15 protein-coding genes and 2 tRNA genes are annotated in these 14,965 nt (G+C 68.6%); 10 read left to right on the forward strand and 7 right to left on the reverse strand.

All coding sequences use genetic code 11. From position 1 onward, the window contains the following. Positions 1–167: 167 nt before the first annotated feature. Complete coding sequence (locus tag AB0M45_RS11255; RefSeq protein ID WP_364325927.1) at positions 168–1,367, forward strand: crosslink repair DNA glycosylase YcaQ family protein; 1,200 nt, start codon at positions 168–170, stop codon at positions 1,365–1,367. Between the two features lie 24 nt (positions 1,368–1,391). Here the strand turns inward: AB0M45_RS11255 and AB0M45_RS11260 are convergent, their stop codons facing one another. Next, entirely contained in the window at positions 1,392–1,835 is a 444-nt protein-coding gene (locus AB0M45_RS11260) for a hypothetical protein (protein ID WP_364325930.1), read from the reverse strand. 148 nt (positions 1,836–1,983) lie between these two features. On the opposite strand from AB0M45_RS11260, the gene dapA reads away from it, so the two are divergent. Both dapA and AB0M45_RS11270 read left to right on the forward strand, forming a co-directional pair. After that, positions 1,984–2,892, forward strand: a complete 909-nt coding sequence (dapA, locus tag AB0M45_RS11265; RefSeq protein ID WP_364325933.1) for a 4-hydroxy-tetrahydrodipicolinate synthase — start codon at positions 1,984–1,986, stop codon at positions 2,890–2,892. Then, positions 2,889–4,844 (forward strand): ribonuclease J, encoded by a 1,956-nt coding sequence (locus AB0M45_RS11270; protein WP_364325936.1) that lies wholly within the window; start codon positions 2,889–2,891, stop codon positions 4,842–4,844. The genes dapA and AB0M45_RS11270 overlap by 4 nt, the downstream gene beginning before the upstream one ends. A 67-nt stretch (positions 4,845–4,911) precedes the next feature. On the opposite strand, the gene AB0M45_RS11275 is transcribed toward AB0M45_RS11270, so the two are convergent. Further along, positions 4,912–5,469 carry a hypothetical protein gene (locus AB0M45_RS11275; RefSeq protein ID WP_364325939.1) on the reverse strand — a complete coding sequence of 186 codons (558 nt, stop codon included), beginning with the start codon at positions 5,467–5,469 and terminating at the stop codon, positions 4,912–4,914. A 29-nt stretch (positions 5,470–5,498) separates the two neighbouring features. Continuing rightward, on the reverse strand, positions 5,499–5,879 hold the full coding sequence (locus tag AB0M45_RS11280; RefSeq protein WP_364325942.1) for a DUF4189 domain-containing protein: 381 nt from the start codon (positions 5,877–5,879) through the stop codon (positions 5,499–5,501). Positions 5,880–6,103: 224 nt separating this feature from the next. Here AB0M45_RS11280 and AB0M45_RS11285 point away from each other — a divergent pair, with 224 nt between their 5' ends. Then, on the forward strand, positions 6,104–6,727 hold the full coding sequence (locus tag AB0M45_RS11285) for a TIGR03085 family metal-binding protein (protein ID WP_364325945.1): 624 nt from the start codon (positions 6,104–6,106) through the stop codon (positions 6,725–6,727). Between the two features lie 98 nt (positions 6,728–6,825). Then, positions 6,826–9,411 (forward strand): DNA translocase FtsK, encoded by a 2,586-nt coding sequence (locus tag AB0M45_RS11290; protein ID WP_364325948.1) that lies wholly within the window; start codon positions 6,826–6,828, stop codon positions 9,409–9,411. 6 nt (positions 9,412–9,417) lie between these two features. Here AB0M45_RS11290 and AB0M45_RS11295 read toward each other — a convergent pair. Then, positions 9,418–9,494, reverse strand: a tRNA-Leu gene (locus tag AB0M45_RS11295). 31 nt (positions 9,495–9,525) lie between these two features. Continuing rightward, positions 9,526–9,598 (reverse strand) — tRNA-Trp (locus tag AB0M45_RS11300). A 486-nt stretch (positions 9,599–10,084) separates the two neighbouring features. On the opposite strand from AB0M45_RS11300, the gene AB0M45_RS11305 reads away from it, so the two are divergent. Then, positions 10,085–11,065: a TerC family protein gene (locus AB0M45_RS11305; protein ID WP_364325951.1), complete on the forward strand. Its 981-nt coding sequence runs from the start codon at positions 10,085–10,087 to the stop codon at positions 11,063–11,065. 4 nt (positions 11,066–11,069) lie between these two features. On the opposite strand, the gene AB0M45_RS11310 is transcribed toward AB0M45_RS11305, so the two are convergent. Together AB0M45_RS11310 and AB0M45_RS11315 are read right to left on the reverse strand one after the other, a co-directional pair. Beyond that, positions 11,070–11,354, reverse strand: coding sequence for a YciI family protein (locus AB0M45_RS11310; protein ID WP_364325954.1), 285 nt, complete (start codon positions 11,352–11,354; stop codon positions 11,070–11,072). 26 nt (positions 11,355–11,380) lie between these two features. Beyond that, positions 11,381–11,947, reverse strand: coding sequence for an amino-acid N-acetyltransferase (locus AB0M45_RS11315; protein WP_364325957.1), 567 nt, complete (start codon positions 11,945–11,947; stop codon positions 11,381–11,383). 241 nt (positions 11,948–12,188) lie between these two features. Between AB0M45_RS11315 and pgsA the strand changes: the two genes are divergently transcribed. The 4 genes from pgsA to pspA all read left to right on the forward strand — a co-directional run bounded on the left by pgsA (position 12,189) and on the right by pspA (position 14,955). After that, entirely contained in the window at positions 12,189–12,848 is a 660-nt protein-coding gene (gene pgsA, locus AB0M45_RS11320) for a CDP-diacylglycerol--glycerol-3-phosphate 3-phosphatidyltransferase (RefSeq protein ID WP_364325960.1), read from the forward strand. Next, positions 12,845–13,366, forward strand: coding sequence for a nicotinamide-nucleotide amidohydrolase family protein (locus AB0M45_RS11325; protein WP_364325963.1), 522 nt, complete (start codon positions 12,845–12,847; stop codon positions 13,364–13,366). Before pgsA ends, AB0M45_RS11325 begins: the two co-directional genes overlap by 4 nt. 111 nt (positions 13,367–13,477) lie before the next feature. Further along, on the forward strand, positions 13,478–13,933 hold the full coding sequence (locus tag AB0M45_RS11330) for a helix-turn-helix transcriptional regulator (RefSeq protein WP_364325966.1): 456 nt from the start codon (positions 13,478–13,480) through the stop codon (positions 13,931–13,933). A 200-nt stretch (positions 13,934–14,133) separates the two neighbouring features. Next, positions 14,134–14,955: a phage shock protein PspA gene (gene pspA, locus AB0M45_RS11335; protein ID WP_364325969.1), complete on the forward strand. Its 822-nt coding sequence runs from the start codon at positions 14,134–14,136 to the stop codon at positions 14,953–14,955. The last annotated feature ends 10 nt before the right edge of the window (positions 14,956–14,965 follow it).

Consider the following 14,965-nt stretch of genomic DNA (forward strand, 5'->3'; position numbering starts at 1 on the left):
CTTTGTCCAGCGGTTATCACCCAACGCCACCATATGGCCCCGCTCCTGCTTTCGAGCGAAGCGAGACCGAGCATTGCCCGTTCGCGAGCCACAAGAGGGCCGCGAACACGCAGCGCCGCAGGCGCTGCCAAAAGATACTGTCGGTGCCCTATGGCATGGTTCGATCCATGCGGAAGATGGGTGCGGCGGCGGCGCGTCGTACGGCGTTGGCGGCGCAGGGTTTCGGGGGGCGCAAGCCCGGGCGGGCGACGCGGCGGTCGGTGTTGGGGGTGCTGGACAGAACGCAGCTGCTGCAGCTGGATTCGGTGTCGGCGGTGGTGCGGGCGCATTACGCGCCGGTGTACAGCCGAATCGGCCCTTACGATCGCACCCTGCTGGATCAGGCGGCATGGAGCAATGGCGCGCGGCGGCCGCGGGCGCTCGTCGAGTACTGGGCGCACGAGGCCGCGCTCATCCCGGTCGAAGACTGGCCGCTGTTGCGCTGGCGGATGCGGCGGTACGAGCACGGGCGCTGGTCCGGTATGCGCAAGGTGGTGGAACGCAATCCCACTTTGGGCAAGGACATCCTGGATGTGATCACCGAGGTGGGTGCGGCCACCGCCGGTGAGGTGGAGCGCCATCTCGAACTGGACAAGCCGCGGCCCAAGGGCTCCTGGTGGAATCTCAGCGACACCAAGATGATCTGCGAGCAGCTTTTCGCGGCGGGCGCGCTGTCTGTGGCCTCCCGGGCCGGGTTCGCCAGGCATTACGACCTCGCAGAGCGGGTGATTCCGCCGGATGTGCTGGCGCGCTCGGTTTCCGAGCAGGATGCGGTCCGCGAGCTGGTGCTACGGGCGGCCACCGCGCACGGCATCGGCACCGAGGCCGACCTGCGCGACTACTACCGCCTGCAGCGCACCCAGACCGAGCCGGCCATCGCCGCTCTGGTGGACTCGGGCGAGTTGATCCCGGTGGAGGTGGCGGGCTGGGGAAAACCGGCCTATCTGCGGGCCGGAGCGCCCACGCCGCGTCGCATCGAGGGTGCCGCACTGCTGTGCCCATTCGATCCGCTGATCTTCTTCCGTGCCCGCACCGAGCGGATTTTCGACTTCCACTACCGCATCGAGATCTACACGCCGGAACACAAACGGGTGCACGGCTATTACGTCTTCCCGTTCCTGCTCGACGGCGAACTCGTCGGCCGCGTCGACCTGCGCGCCGAACGCGCCGCCGGTCGGCTGCGCGTACCGGCCGCGTTCGCCGAACCCGGGTACGACACCCCCGCCACCGCTCACGCGCTCACCGGCGCGCTGCGGGAGCTGGCCGACTGGCTCGAACTCGACGACGTGGTGATCGGGGACCGGGGCAATCTCGCCGTGCGGCTGTAGCGCGAGCGGCCGGCCGTGCCGGACTCAGGTGTCGCGCTTCGGTCCGTAGCCGCGCATCTGGTCGCGCAGCGCGCCGTGCACGGCACTCGACAGCCAGGAGTTCAGCGACTGACCACTCTGTGCCGCAGCTTCTTCCGCGCGCGCCTTCATCTGTTCGACGAGCCGGAGCGTCACCCTGCTGATGTCTCCGGTCATCTCCTCGAATGTGGGCGGTTCGTCGGTAGCCGTGCTCTTGCGCACATCGACGGAGGCGTCGGTGCCGTCGACCGACACGTGCACCGTGCGGTCGCCGAGTGCCGCGCTGACCTCCGCGGCGAGCTCGGACAGCGCGGCGAGCAATACCAACCGGGCCGAACTCTCGGTCGCCGCGGCCAGCGCCGCCGCCGTGGCCTGCGTCTTCTCGTCGCCGAGCGCCGCGGCGGCGATCAGGTTCTCGCGCAGCTGTCCGGTGTACTTGTTCAAATCCATGACATCAGTCTGACGTCATCATTGATGTCAGGCAAGGGCGGTTTTGGCGCCCTGATGCAGTCATCCGTGGGTGATCGCCCGGTTGTTGCGGCCCGATCGCCGACGAGGGTGTCGAGGGTCCGTCCCAGACCGGGTAGCCTTTTTGACCATGACGAACGGTGAATCGACGCCAACGGAGCTGCGCGCGTCCGGCACGGTAGGTGTCGCGATGGTGACCCCCTTCAGTGCCGACGGCAAGCTCGACGTCGATGCCGGGGTCGCGCTCGCGGCCCGCCTGGTCGGCCGCGGCGTCGACCTGCTCGCGATCTCCGGAACCACTGGCGAGTCGCCGACCACCACCGAGTCGGAGAAGGCCGACCTGCTGCGCGCCGTCGTCGACGCGGTCGGCGAGCGCGCCACCGTGATCGCGGGCGCGGGCACCTACGACACCGCGCACTCGATCGAACTCGCGCGCTGCGCGCAGCGCGCGGGTGCGCATGGTTTGCTCGTGGTGACGCCGTACTACTCCCGGCCCACCCAGGCGGGCCTGATCGCGCACTTCACCGCCGTCGCCGACGCTACCGACCTGCCGGTCACCCTGTACGACATCCCGGGCCGGTCGGTGGTGCCGATCGCCAGTGACACCATCCGCAAGCTCGCCGAGCACCCGCGCATCGTCGCGGTCAAGGACGCCAAGGGCGACCTGAACATGGGCGCCGAGCTCATCGCGAGCACCGGCTTGGCCTTCTACTCCGGCGACGATGCGCTCAACCTGCCGTGGCTGTCGGTCGGCGCGTCCGGATTCATCAGTGTCATCGGGCATCTCGTGCCCGAACGGCTGCGTGCGATGCTGGAGGCGTATACCGCCGGTGAGGTGGTGCGCGCCCGCGAGATCAACACCACGCTGCTGCCGCTGCACGCCGCGATGGCCAGGCTGGGCGGCGTCGCGATGAGCAAGGGCGGCCTGCGCCTGCTCGGGGTCGAGGTGGGCGAGCCGCGGCTGCCGCAGCTGATGCCCACCGCCGACGAACTCGAAGCGTTGGCTGCCGATCTGCGGAAGGTCGGGGTGCTGTCATGAGTGAGCCGCTAGCCCGTCGCCGCCGCGGCGCATCCCGCCCCGCGGGGGCGCCGGCCCCATCCGCGCCGGTCGAGCCGACGCCGCCGCCACCGCGCGAGACCGCGCCCGCCGAGGTGACGGTGGAGGCCGAAGTGGTCGTGCGCGCCGAGGAGACGAAGCCCGCGCAGGCCAGACCGGGGTCCAGGGCGCAGGAGGCGCCGTCCCGGCGTCGTGGACGTGCCTCCGGTGGGCGGCGGGCCGAAACGCCCGCGTCGCAGCCGGTTGCGATCGCCACGCACGACCGTCTCGGTGTCCCGCCCGCCCTGCCCAAGAACGGGCTGCGCGTGTTCGCGCTCGGCGGCATCGGCGAGATCGGCCGCAACATGACCGTGTTCGAGTACGGCGGCAAGCTGCTGATCGTGGACTGCGGCGTGCTGTTCCCGGAAGACCAGCAGCCCGGCGTCGACTTGATCCTGCCCGACTTCCGTCCCATCGAGGACCGGATGGACGACGTGGTCGCCGTCGTGCTCACCCACGGCCACGAGGACCACATCGGCGCGGTGCCGTTCCTGCTGCGACTGCGGCCGGATATTCCGGTCGTCGGCTCGAAGTTCACTCTCGCGCTGGTCGCCGCGAAATGCCGGGAGCACCGTCAGCATCCGAAGCTGGTCGAGGTCACCGAGGGACAGCACACCACGCACGGCCCGTTCGGCTGCGAGTACTTCGCGGTCAATCACTCCATTCCGGATGCGATCGCCGTCGCCATCCGCACGCCCGCGGGCGTCGCCCTGCACACCGGCGATATCAAGCTCGATCAGCTGCCGCTGGATGGACGGCTCACCGACCTGGCCGGATTCTCCCGGCTCGGCGACGAGGGCGTCGACCTGTTCCTGGTGGACTCCACGAACGCGGAGGTCCCCGGGTTCGTCACGCCGGAACGCGAGATCGGCGGGGTACTGGACACGGTGATCGGCAAGGCGCGCAGCCGGGTGATCGTCGCGTCGTTCGCCAGCCATGTGCATCGCATCCAGCAGGTGGTCGACGTGGCCCAGAAGTACGGGCGGCGTGTGTGCTTCATCGGGCGCTCGATGGTGCGCAATATGCAGATCGCGCAAGATCTCGGCTATCTTACGGTGCCGGACGGCGTGGTCGTCGACCTCGACGTCGCCGCGACCCTGCCGGGCCACCGTCTGGTGCTGATCTCGACTGGTTCGCAGGGCGAGCCGCTGTCGGCGCTGTCGCGCATGGCGCGCGGCGAACACCGGCAGATCAACATTCGCGCCGACGATCTGGTGGTGCTGGCCTCCTCGCTCATCCCCGGCAACGAGAACTCCGTGTTCGCCGTGGTGAACGGCCTGGCCCGGCTGGGCGCCACGGTGATCACCCAGCAGAACGCCAAGGTGCACGTCTCCGGGCACGCGTCCGCGGGTGAGCTGCTGTATCTGTACAACGCGGTGCGGCCGACCAACGCGATGCCGGTACATGGCGAGTGGCGCCACCTGCGGGCGAACGCGGCCTTGGCGGTGGCGACCGGTGTGCCCGAGGACCGGGTGGTGCTCGCCGAGGACGGCGTGGTGGTCGATCTGGTCGACGGCATCGCCTCGATCGTCGGCCGGGTGCCGGTCGGGCACGTGTACGTCGACGGGCTGTCGGTGGGCGATGTCGGCGAGTCGACACTGTCGGACCGGCTGGTGCTCGGTGAGGGCGGTTTCATCGCGATCACCGTCGCCATCGACGAGACCACCGGCAAGGCGGTCAGCACACCCGAACTCAGCGGGCGTGGCTTCTCCGACGATCCGACCGCATTGCTGGACGCGGCGGAACTGGTGGAGGCCGAGTTGCTGCGACTGGCGGGCGAGGGCATCACGGATACCCATCGGATCGCGCAGGGCGTGCGACGGGTGGTCGGGCGCTGGGTGGCCGATACCTATCGGCGTCGTCCGATGATCGTGCCGACGGTTATCGGCGTCTGATCTCCCGAACTACGAAAAGCGCCGGATAGCAGGGGCTATCCGGCGCTTTCCGCTGATTCGTGCGCGGTTACTCCTGGCAGGCCGCGGATTCGATCTTCGCGCTCTTGACGATGTTGCAGGCGAAGGTGTGGTCGACCTTCCACTGGCCACCCTCGGAGACGAACTGGATGAACGCGTCGTCCACCGGGGTGCCGTCGATGGTGACCTTGGCGTCGGCCTTGAGCTTGCCGTCCTTCGGGTCGCCCACATTGGTCACCTCGACGGTGACCTTCTGCTTCTTCGCGGCATCGACGAGGTTGGCGACCAGGTAGGGATCCTGCTCGGCGGCCTGGATCCAGCTGATCTTCTCCGCGTTGGGCACGTTCGGATCGAACGCCTTCTGCAGCCGCTCGTTCAGCTGCTGGACCGTGGGCTTGGCCAGTGCGGGCGAGGACGGAGTGGTCGGCGCGGAGCCGGCCTCCTTGTCGCCCTTGTCCGAGCCGCCTTCCAATTCGCCCGCCGCATGGCTGGGGTGGGCGTCGGTGCTCGGCGACGAGGAGTCGTCGCCGGAGGCGCAGGCGGTGAGCGAGCAGGCCGCTGCGGTGAGAACGACAGCCACGGCGGTCCGGAAAGTGCGGTGCTTCACGATGGTTCCTTCGACTCGAATACCGGGCATCAGCCGTGGTTGGACGTGCAGTTCCAGTGCACGATGTAGGCGTCGGAATCGTTGTGCCGCAGGGCTTGGCCCTGAGCGCCGCGTCGTGACGACGCGTACCCCCAGCTCCAGCTGCCGTTGCCGCTGGAGTACGCCACGGCGCCGCAGCCGTTGCGGAACCAGACCACCGACCGGCAGTCCGCGGCGCCGCAGGAGCTCACGGCGCGCCGCTGTGCGGCAGCCGAATCCGGGTAGTCGTAGGAGTACCCGATCGTCCCGGTGGAGGTGGACAGCGCGATGGCGCCGTAGTTGTTGGTGTAGGCGTGCGCTGCGGGCGCGCTGACGGCCAGCGCGGTACCCGCCGCCGCCAACGCGGCCACACCGGTAGCAAACTTCTTCACGGAGGATTTGCCCCTTCTTGTCATTAGGCCCACGACCCGATGGACCGAGAGACAAGGTACAGAGCCGACTCTCGTTGCGCTAGCCGGAGATTTCCCGGCATGGGGAGGAACAGACCCTGTGGTATAGAAAATTGATCTTCGAGTAGGCGCCGGACTCGCGTTGCTCGGTGTTTCCCACCGCGCGGTGGCTGTAGCCGTGGCCGGGTGCTGGGTATGGTCGACGTGTGACTTTTGCGCAGCGGGAACGTCGCGGGCTCGTCGAGGCGATGCGGGCCGCGGGGCCGGATGCGCCGACGCTGTGTGGTGAGTGGACCGTGCGGGACCTCGCCGCGCACTTGGTGGTTCGCGAACGGCGGCCGGACGCCGCCCCTGGCATCCTGCTGAAGCCCCTGGCCGGATATCTCGCCCGGGTGCAGGCGAAAGCGGCGAACCAGCCGTTCCCCGCGCTGTTGGACCAGGTGCGCACGGGTCCGCCGTGGTGGTCGCCGCTGCGCCCGGTGGACGCGCTGGCCAATCTGCCGGAGATGTTCGTCCACCACGAAGACGTGCGTCGCGCCGAACCGGGCTGGCAGCCACGCGGACTCACCGCCGCCGACCAGGACAAACTGTGGTCGGTGGTGCGCAAAATGGCATCGACGTCCTATCGCAAGGCACCGGTCACGGTCGAACTCGCGACACCCGACGGCAAACGCACGAGGGCGCGGTCCGGGTCCGACACCGTGGTCACGCTGACCGGCCAGCCCTCGGAGCTGTTACTGCACGCTTTCGGCCGGAACGAGGTCCGCCTGGAGACTGCCGGTCCTCCCGACGCCGTCCGCGCGGTGCTCGGCCTGGACCGCTCGGTGTGATCGCAGCAACGATCTGATCGCACCTGAACGCAAATCCCTTGTCACCGACTCGTACGGCCTGAAGACCCGCAGAGGCGGAACAGGCTAGCCTGGGGGCCATGGCAGGTAAGTCCCGCAGCACCACGACGACTCGGGCGCGGGCGGGAGCGGCGCGGGGCAGGACCACCACGGCACGGTCTCGCGCGGACACGCCCCGCTCAGCGGCGCCCCGTACGCCCGCCGCGCCTCGCGGGCGAACCACGCGCACCCGGCGTCCGGTGCGCCGCACCTCGAACACGGCGCCGCTCGCGGTGATCGGTCGCGGTATCAGCAGCGGCTGGACGATGCTGGCTCGCGGCCTCGGCGCGACCACCCGCACGTTGAGCCGGGCCGGGGAGATCGAACACGGACATCGGCGCGACGGCGCCGCGCTGGCCCTGATCGCGGTGAGCGCCGTGATCGCGGCGGCGGTGTGGTTGTCGGCGGGCGGGCCGGTCGGCCACTGGGTCGAGGACCTCATCCGCGCGATATCCGGATCGGCCTCGGCCGCACTGCCGTTCGTGGCCTCCGGAATCGCGGTGGTCTTGATGCGTACCGAACCGCGCCCGGAGATCCGTCCGCGGCTGGTGCTCGGCGGCCTGCTGATCGGCCTGCCGATGCTGGGTTTGTGGCACATCGCCGCGGGCGCCCCCACCGATGCGCACGGACGTTCCCGCGCAGCGGGTTTCGTCGGCTTCGTGGTGGGCGGCCCGCTGACCAACGGACTGACCGCCTGGCTCTCGATACCGATCCTGTTGCTGGCAATCGTCTTCGGCCTGCTGCTGGTGACGGGTACGACGGTGCGTGAGGTGCCCGCCAAGCTGCGCCAGTACTTCGGCACCGAGCGCGGGGGCGACGAATACGGCGACTACCGGGACTACGATTCGGCCGAGTACGACGCCGACGGCTTCCCGGTGCACCGCACCAGCGCCAAACGGCGCGGTCGCACGCCCGCCGAGAACTATCCGCCCGACGAGTTCGGCGACCCCGACGCGGCCACCGAGATGCTCGGCGAACCGCCGCTGCGTGACGCCAAGCCGATCGCGGTCGAGGAACCCGCGGCGAAGCCGAAGCCGAAGAAGCAGCGTCCGGCCGCGGCGGTCGAGGATCAGACCCCACCGCCGCCGAAGCAGCTGGAATTCGTCACCGACCGCGAAGTCGAGGGCGACTACACGCTGCCGCCGCTGTCGCTGCTGACCGACGGCGACCCACCCAAGAAGCGCAGCGCAGCCAACGAATCGATGATCGAGGCGATCACCGAGGTACTGGTGCAGTTCAAGATCGACGCGGCGGTCACCGGTTTCGTGCGCGGTCCGACGGTCACCCGCTACGAGGTCGAACTCGGGCCGGGCGTGAAAGTCGAGAAGATCACCGCGCTGGCCCGCAACATCGCCTACGCCGTCGCGACTGAGAACGTCCGGCTGCTCGCACCGATCCCGGGCAAGTCCGCCGTCGGCATCGAGGTACCCAACGCCGACCGCGAGCTGGTCCGGCTGGCCGACGTGCTGAAGGCGCCCTCCACCCGCACGGATCACCATCCCCTGGTGATCGGCCTCGGCAAGAACATCGAGGGCGAGTTCGTCTCGGCCAATCTGGCCAAGATGCCGCATCTGCTGGTCGCGGGCTCCACCGGTTCGGGTAAGTCGAGCTTCGTGAACTCGATGCTGGTGTCGCTGCTGCAACGGGCGACGCCGGACGAGGTCCGGATGATCCTGATCGATCCGAAAATGGTGGAATTGACACCCTACGAGGGCATTCCACACCTGATCACGCCGATCATCACGCAGCCGAAGAAGGCCGCCGCCGCGCTGGCCTGGCTGGTCGAGGAGATGGAGCAGCGGTATCAGGACATGCAGGCCAACAAGGTGCGCCACATCGACGACTTCAACAAGAAGGTGAAGTCGGGTGCGATCACCGCGCCGCTGGGCAGCGAGCGGGTGTACCGGCCCTACCCGTACATCCTCGCCATCGTCGACGAGCTGGCCGACCTGATGATGACCGCCCCGCGGGACGTGGAAGACGCGATCGTCCGCATCACCCAAAAGGCCCGTGCGGCAGGCATCCATCTCGTACTGGCCACCCAGCGTCCGTCGGTAGACGTGGTGACCGGTCTGATCAAGACCAACGTGCCATCCCGGCTGGCGTTCGCGACCTCGTCGCTGACCGACTCGCGGGTCATTCTCGACCAGCCCGGCGCCGAGAAGCTGATCGGCATGGGTGACGGGTTGTTCCTGCCGATGGGCGCGGGCAAGCCGACGCGCCTGCAGGGTGCCTTCATCAGCGACGAGGAGATCCACGCCGTCGTCGACTTCACCAAGAATCAGGCCGAGCCCGACTACCAAGACGGCGTGACCGCGGCCAAACCGGGTGAGAAGAAGGATGTCGACCCCGATATCGGCGACGACCTCGACGTCTTCCTGCAGGCGGTGGAACTCGTGGTCACCTCCCAATTCGGGTCCACCTCCATGCTGCAGCGCAAGCTGCGCGTCGGCTTCGCCAAGGCGGGGCGGCTGATGGACCTCATGGAGACCCGGGGCGTGGTCGGCCCGAGCGAAGGTTCCAAGGCGCGTGACGTGCTCGTCAAACCCGATGAGCTGGAAGGGTTGCTCTGGTCGATCCGCGGAGGTGGCGGCGAGGGCGGCGATCCCGCCGAGCCGCAGGAGTGATCCTGATGGTTCCCTCGGCGAGATTCGAACTCGCATCTCCCGGAATCTAGGTCCGGCGCCTCTACCTATTGGGCTACGAGGGATCGGCGGGCGGTGCGCAACCACCCGGCCCGGCACGGACGGAGGGACTCGAACCCCCGGCCAACGGTTTTGGAGACCGTCGCTCTACCCACTGAGCTACGTCCGTCTGCACGAAAAAGGGCCCCCCTGAGGCGCTTCGCCGCGGGTGGCCCCTTTCCGCACGGGTCCTTGCGCAAGACACGTTCAGGGGCCGCTCCGCACGCTCATCCGCCAATCCCGGGCGGAGGATGCGGATAGCACAGCCTGGGTGCACGACTGCCGGGCACCACTCGGCGACAGCTGTCGCCGCACCGGCCCGGTCATCGCTTTGCCTCTCCTGTGATTTTCGTTGCTATCGAAACTAACACCCGATTCCGGTGTTGTGAACCTGCTTTCCGCCGCCGCCCCGGTGCGGTTCCGCTCTCGTGCGCTCGATGGGTACAGCTCAACGGTGTTCAGCGCTGCGGTAGGGCGTCGGTCACGGTCGGCCACTGGTGATGACGGTTGAGGTAGCGCATGTGGAATCATGGTTGGCAACTACCCCGCTACCTAGTCAAACGGACAAAACGGGCATTATGGATGACATGACCTTCGCTTCCGATCGGCACACCGCATGCAGGTAACCGCACTCGAATGGGTGATCACCATCGCGGTGATCCTCGGATTGTTCATCTTCGACTTCTTCGCGCACGTCCGCACCCCGCACGAGCCGACGTTCCGGGAATCCGGATTCTGGTCCGCGGTCTACATCGGGCTGGCGCTGGCCTTCGGCGGCGTGGTCGCCTGGCAATGGGGCACGACCTACGCGGGGGAGTACTACGCGGGCTTCGTCACCGAGAAGGCGCTCTCGGTGGACAACCTGTTCGTCTTCCTGATCATCATGTCCACCTTCGCGGTGCCGCGGATCTATCAGCAGAAGGTGCTGCTGATCGGCATCGTGATCGCCTTGGTGATGCGCGGCGTGTTCATCGGCATCGGCGCGGCCGCGATCAGCGCGTTCAGCTGGGTGTTCTATCTGTTCGGGTTGTTCCTCGTCTACACGGCGGTGAAGCTGCTGCGGGAGAGCGGCCACGAGGTCGAAGTCGAGGAGAAGCGCGACAGCCGCATCGTCGCGCTGACCAAGCGGATCCTGCCGACCACCGACGAGTACGACGGGGACAGGCTGGTGACCAGGATCGACGGACGCCGCGCGGTCACGCCGCTGCTGCTGGCCTTGCTGGCCATCGGCTTCGCCGACCTGCTGTTCGCGCTGGACTCCATCCCGGCCATCTACGGCCTGACCGAGCAGCCCTACCTCGTGTTCACCGCGAACGCTTTCGCCCTCATGGGCTTGCGGCAGCTGTACTTCCTGATCGGCGGACTGCTCGACCGGCTGGTCTATCTGTCCTACGGCTTGGCGGCCATCCTCGCGTTCATCGGCGTGAAGCTCGTCCTGCACGCACTGCACGAGAACACGTTGCCGTTCATCAACGGCGGCGAGCACGTCGCGGCCCCGGAGATCTCCACGCCGGTCTCCCTGGGCGTCATCCTCACCATCCTGGTCGTCGCCACGATCGCGAGCCTGCTCCGGACACGCGCGCGGGTCGGGCGCTAGCGGATCAGGACGTGAAGGCGCCGAACACCGGCGCCCACTCGACCGCGCGCACGTCGTCGATCAGGGCCTCTCGGGCGAACGGATCCTGCGCGAGAAGGTTCTTCAACGCACCCGCGTCCTCCGACCGGAAGATCAGCAGCGCGCCGGACCCGTCCGGGTACGGCCCGCTGCTGAGCAGGGTGCCGGACTCGAGCAGCCCGGCCAGCCACGCGCGATGCTCGGGCCGGTGGGCGTCGCGACCTGCGGCGGTGGCTTCGGAGTAGACGTAGTGGACGGCGAAGATCGGCACGGGTATCGCTTCCTGTGAGGACGGGCTCAAAGCGTCAGCAGCATTCGAGTATTGCCGAGGGTGTTCGGCTTCACATAGCTGAGATCGAGGAACTCCGCGACGCCGGTGTCGTACGAGCGGCACATCTCCGCGTACACCTCGGCGGTGACCGGCGTGCCGTCGATCTCCACGAAACCGTGCCTGCCGAAGAACTCCACCTCGAAGGTCAGCACGAACAGCCGTTGCAGCTCGAGTTCGCGCGCGACGGCGATCAACCGCTGCACGATGAGCTTGCCCACACCACTGCCCTTGACGTCGGGATGCACCGCGACGGTGCGCACCTCGCCGAGATCGGCCCACAGCACATGCAACGCGCCGCAGCCGACGACGCGGCCGTCCAGTTCGGCGACCCAGAACTCCTGGACCGCCTCGTACAGCGTGACCAGGTTCTTCTCCAGCAGGATGCGGCCTGCGTACACGTCGACGAGGCGCTTGATCTCGGGCACGTCGGAGGTTCGGGCGCGTCGGACCACCGGGACGGAGTTCTGCGCGGCGGAGGCCGCGCCCGGGTGCGCGTCGCTTGTCGAACCACCTAGTGGTCCCCGAGAGGTCATGGGGTGCACAGTAGTCGGGCCGGCTACCGATAGTCTGATCGTGTGCCGCAGATCCAGCCGTTCCGCTCACCGCATCGCGCCGGGCAGCGCGCCGCGATGACGAGGCGGCCATGACGCGGCAGGCCGCGGGCGAGGCGGCAATAACGGGCGAGGCGCGGGCAATGAGGGAGCGTAGCGAGCGAATCAAGGACGCAGCTGTGCGCACGCTCGTGCCGGAGCCGAGCGCCAGCGAGGCGCAGGCATGAGTGTGCAACCGGAGGAGACGGACCGTCCCTGGAGCGCGCCGGGCCCGGTCCGGCCCGGGTTCGCGACCGCCCAGGCCGAGACGGGGGCGCCGCTGCTGAACATCGCGAACGTGCTCACCATGCTGCGCATCGCGATCGTGCCGCTGTTCGTCGTGGCGCTGTTCGTCGACGGCGGTCATCAGGCGGGCTGGCGGATCGCCGCCGCCGCGCTGTTCGGCCTCGCCGCGATCACAGATCGGTTCGACGGGCAACTGGCACGCAAATACGGTCTTGTCACGGATTTCGGCAAGCTCGCCGACCCCATCGCGGACAAGGCGCTCATCGGGGCCGCGCTGATCGGCCTGTCCCTGCTCGGTGACCTTGCCTGGTGGATCACGCTCGTCATCTGCGGTCGCGAGATCGGCGTGACGCTGCTGCGGCTGGTAGTGGTGCGGCGCGGGGTGATTCCCGCCGGACGCGGCGGCAAGCTCAAGACCCTGGTGCAGTCGCTGGCGATTGCCCTGCTGCTGTTGCCTTTGTCCGGCTGGTTCGCCGAGTTCGGGATGGCGCTGATGTACGCGGCGGTCGCGCTGACGGTGGTGACGGGGCTGGACTACGTCGGCCAGGCGGCCAGGGTGTGGTTCGCCGGCGCACCGGGCCGGACGCGCGGCGCATGACCGATCCGCTCGTCGCCCAGGTGCCCGCCGCCGACCTCGTGCGGGCTCTGGTGACAGTGCGGCAAACCGTCGCGACCGCCGAATCGCTGACCGCCGGTCTGCTGGCCGCCACGATCGCGGGGGTTCCCGGCGTCAGCGCAGTACTACGGGGCGGGCTGGTGGTGTACGCCACCGATCTCAAACACAGTCTCGCGGGCGTCGACGCGGACGTACTCGCGACGGAAGGCCCGGTGGCGGCCAGCACCGCCGAGCAACTGGCCGTCGGCGCGCGCACGAGATGCGGCGCGGACTGGGGTGTGGGGCTGACCGGCGTCGCCGGCCCGGATTCGCAGGACGGTCACCCGGTGGGCACGGTCTTCCTCGGCATCGCGGGTCCGGACCATTCCGAAGTGGTGCGGTTGAAACTCCCCGGCGACCGGTGGACGATCAGAATCGGCGCAACACGCACGGCGGTATCCGAATTGCTGCGCTGCGTGCGGGAGACGGGTTCGGCCGGGCGCGCCGGGCGGAGCGATTGACGGTGCCCGGTGGGAACCAACCGGCCCCGCTCCGACGTTGTGCGAGAAAGAACGGCATGCGTGGGGTCACGAATCGCGTCGGCCCGGCGACCGGGAGCGAAGGAGAACGAGATGACGCTGCTGCGAGAGGCGATCGGGGACAGTCTGCGGCGTGCTCGTCTCGCCCAGAACCGGACCCTGCGCGAGGTCTCCACGTCGGCGCGGGTGAGCCTCGGCTATCTCTCCGAGGTCGAGCGGGGTCGCAAGGAGGCATCGAGTGAACTGCTCGCCGCCATCTGCGAGGCGCTGGACGTGCCGCTGTCGCGGGTGCTGTGGGATGTGAGCACGATCATGGCGGGCGCCGACGGACTGCCGGTCGGCGCGCCCGCGGAGGAGGCCGCCGCGCCCGCGGTCGCCGAGCCGGAGCAGACCGCCGCCGAGCCCGCGGGGGCCGCCGAGCCCGCATCGGCCTCCGCCTCCATGTCGGCGGCCGGGGTTTCCCCGCGGCCGCTGCCGCTGGCCGAAGACACCAGGATCGTCATTCCCGCGCCGAGAGCGGACATGCTGGTTCTGGTGAAGGGCATGTGACGGGGCATGAGACGTGGCCGTCGCGACAAGGCTGCGGGCCGATGCGAAAAGCGGATAGATTCTCCATAAGGCGTCGTTCGGGCCGGGCTCGCCCGGCCCGGGTGCCACATGGTGGAGGATAGGCACATATCGAGTGCGTGACGGTCGCGCACTGGAGTCGCGCCCCGGCGCGGCATGTCAGATGGAGGCGGGATCAATCGATGGCTAATCCGTTCGTCAAGGCCTGGAAATACCTGATGGCCCTCTTCGACGCCAAGATCGAGGAGCACGCGGATCCGAAGGTCCAGATTCAGCAGGCTATCGAGGAAGCCCAGCGGCAGCACCAGGCCCTTTCGCAGCAGGCCGCGTCGGTCATCGGCAATCAGCGTCAGCTGGAGATGAAGCTGAACCGGCAGCTGGACGAGGTCGAGAAGCTCAACGCCAATGCGCGCCAGGCCGTGTTGCTGGCCGATCAGGCCACCGCGGCGGGCGACACCGAGAAGGCGATCCAGTACACGAACGCCGCCGAAGCGTTCGCCGCCCAACTGGTCACCGCCGAGCAGTCCGTCGAGGACCTGAAGGTCCTGCACGATCAGTCGCTGCAGGCCGCGGCCCAGGCCAAGAAGGCCGTGGAGCAGAACGCGATGCTGCTGCAGCAGAAGGTCGCCGAGCGCACCAAGCTGCTCAGCCAGCTGGAGCAGGCCAAGATGCAGGAGCAGGTCTCCGCGTCCCTCCAGCGGATGGATTCGACCCTGTCGGCGCCGGGCACCACGCCGAGCCTGGACGCGGTGCGCGAGAAAATCGAGCGCCGCTACGCCAACGCGCTCGGCGCCGCCGAACTCGCGCAGAACTCGGTGCAGGGCCGCATGCTCGAGGTCCAGCAGGCCAGCATTCAGATGGCGGGCCACAGCAAGCTCGAACAGATCCGCGCGTCCATGCGCGGCGACCAGCTGCCCGCCGGTGGCGCCCAGACCGCCATCACTCCGGCGCAGCCCAATGCGGCTCAGCCGCAGATGAACAAGGGGCAGGCCGCGCAGCAGTAGCCCGCGGACG

Origin of the sequence: Nocardia sp. NPDC051787, assembly GCF_040681325.1 — a bacterium.
Taxonomy (GTDB): domain Bacteria; phylum Actinomycetota; class Actinomycetes; order Mycobacteriales; family Mycobacteriaceae; genus Nocardia.

Bases quoted from the DNA above. Each gene is read 5' to 3' on its own strand.
- pspA (WP_364325969.1), top strand. From the start codon at position 14,134: ATGGCTAATCCGTTCGTCAAGGCCTGGAAATACCTGATGGCCCTCTTC.
- pgsA (WP_364325960.1), top strand. From the start codon at position 12,189: ATGAGTGTGCAACCGGAGGAGACGGACCGTCCCTGGAGCGCGCCGGGC.
- AB0M45_RS11325 (WP_364325963.1), top strand. From the start codon at position 12,845: ATGACCGATCCGCTCGTCGCCCAGGTGCCCGCCGCCGACCTCGTGCGG.
- AB0M45_RS11255 (WP_364325927.1), top strand. From the start codon at position 168: ATGCGGAAGATGGGTGCGGCGGCGGCGCGTCGTACGGCGTTGGCGGCG.
- AB0M45_RS11315 (WP_364325957.1), bottom strand. From the start codon at position 11,947: ATGACCTCTCGGGGACCACTAGGTGGTTCGACAAGCGACGCGCACCCG.
- AB0M45_RS11305 (WP_364325951.1), top strand. From the start codon at position 10,085: ATGCAGGTAACCGCACTCGAATGGGTGATCACCATCGCGGTGATCCTC.
- AB0M45_RS11330 (WP_364325966.1), top strand. From the start codon at position 13,478: ATGACGCTGCTGCGAGAGGCGATCGGGGACAGTCTGCGGCGTGCTCGT.
- dapA (WP_364325933.1), top strand. From the start codon at position 1,984: ATGACGAACGGTGAATCGACGCCAACGGAGCTGCGCGCGTCCGGCACG.
- AB0M45_RS11260 (WP_364325930.1), bottom strand. From the start codon at position 1,835: ATGGATTTGAACAAGTACACCGGACAGCTGCGCGAGAACCTGATCGCC.
- AB0M45_RS11290 (WP_364325948.1), top strand. From the start codon at position 6,826: ATGGCAGGTAAGTCCCGCAGCACCACGACGACTCGGGCGCGGGCGGGA.
- AB0M45_RS11270 (WP_364325936.1), top strand. From the start codon at position 2,889: ATGAGTGAGCCGCTAGCCCGTCGCCGCCGCGGCGCATCCCGCCCCGCG.